Source organism: Alcanivorax sp. HI0083 (genome assembly GCF_001635175.1).
In genome coordinates this window covers 1-1,060 of record NZ_LWFX01000356.1, presented here as the reverse complement: position 1 = coordinate 1,060, position 1,060 = coordinate 1, and the positions used below count along the sequence as shown (strand labels likewise).

General features: G+C 59.2%; 1 protein-coding gene and 1 pseudogene. Both read left to right on the top strand.

All coding sequences use genetic code 11. The features are described from left to right. A pseudogene (locus A3754_RS27115) lies at positions 1-223 on the top strand (2-phosphosulfolactate phosphatase); the annotation flags it as partial. Between the two features lie 95 nt (positions 224-318). Continuing rightward, positions 319-1,060, top strand: a 742-nt coding sequence (locus A3754_RS03720) for an acyl-CoA dehydrogenase family protein (RefSeq protein ID WP_197468429.1), incomplete at its 3' end; no start/stop codon positions are given.

Here is a 1,060-nt window from a genome sequence, read left to right as displayed (position 1 = left end):
CGAATACATCCGTCACCTGCTGGGCGGAGAGGGCATCACCTACCAGGCAGCCCGCGACCGCACCCTCAATGCCAGGGCGGCACAGAAATTTTTCGCCGGCACTCACCCTCGGCTACGCCCCCAGGATATTGAGGCCGCCGCCAGCAGCGAAGGCGCCAATGCGCTGACCATGCACGTGCGTTTTGACCCGCAACCCTGCATCACCGCCCAGCAGGCGCCCTGACACCCAGCGTCAATCATTCCGTTCTTTTTGATCAATGCGCCGTCACCATCGGGCTTGCTACTGTTGATTGAATTCTCACCCAACAGGACAGCCCGATGATCCAGTGGTCCGAACAACAGCAAATGATCCAGAAAATGGTGCGCGACTTTGTGGAAANGGAAGTCGTGCCGCAGCTGGACGATATCGAATATAACGGCGTTCCTCCCTATGACATCCTGCGCAAGCTGATCAAAACCTTCGGCATGGATGTCATGGCCAAGCAATCATTCGACAAGCAGATTGCCCGCGAGAAAGCCCTCGCCGCCGGCGACGCCGTCGACGAGAAAAAGAAGAAGGACGGCCCCTCAGCCATGGCCGGCGAAGAAGCCGCCATGCGCATGATCCCGATTATTGAACTGTGCAAACACGCTCAGGGCCTGGTCACCGCCATGGGCGTCTCCATGGGTCTGGGCGGTGGCGCCATCATGAGCAAGGGCACCACCGAGCAGAAAGAACGCTGGGCCCTGCCCCTGCTGACCCTGGAAAAAGTGGGCGCCTGGGCCATTTCCGAACCCAATGCCGGTTCCGACGCCTTCGGCCAGATGAAGACCCTGGCCAAGCGCGACGGCAACGGCGGCTACATCATCAACGGCAGCAAGACCTGGATCACTAACGGCCCCTACGCCGACACCATCATCCTGATCTGTAAACTGGACGAAGAAGGGGTGCCCGCGGACCAGCGCAAAATTGTCTCCTTTATTCTCGACAGCGGCATGGAAGGCCTGGAGCAATCCAAACCCTTCAAGAAAATGGGCATTGGCTCTTCCCCCACCGGCGAACTGTTCCTCTCCGACGTGA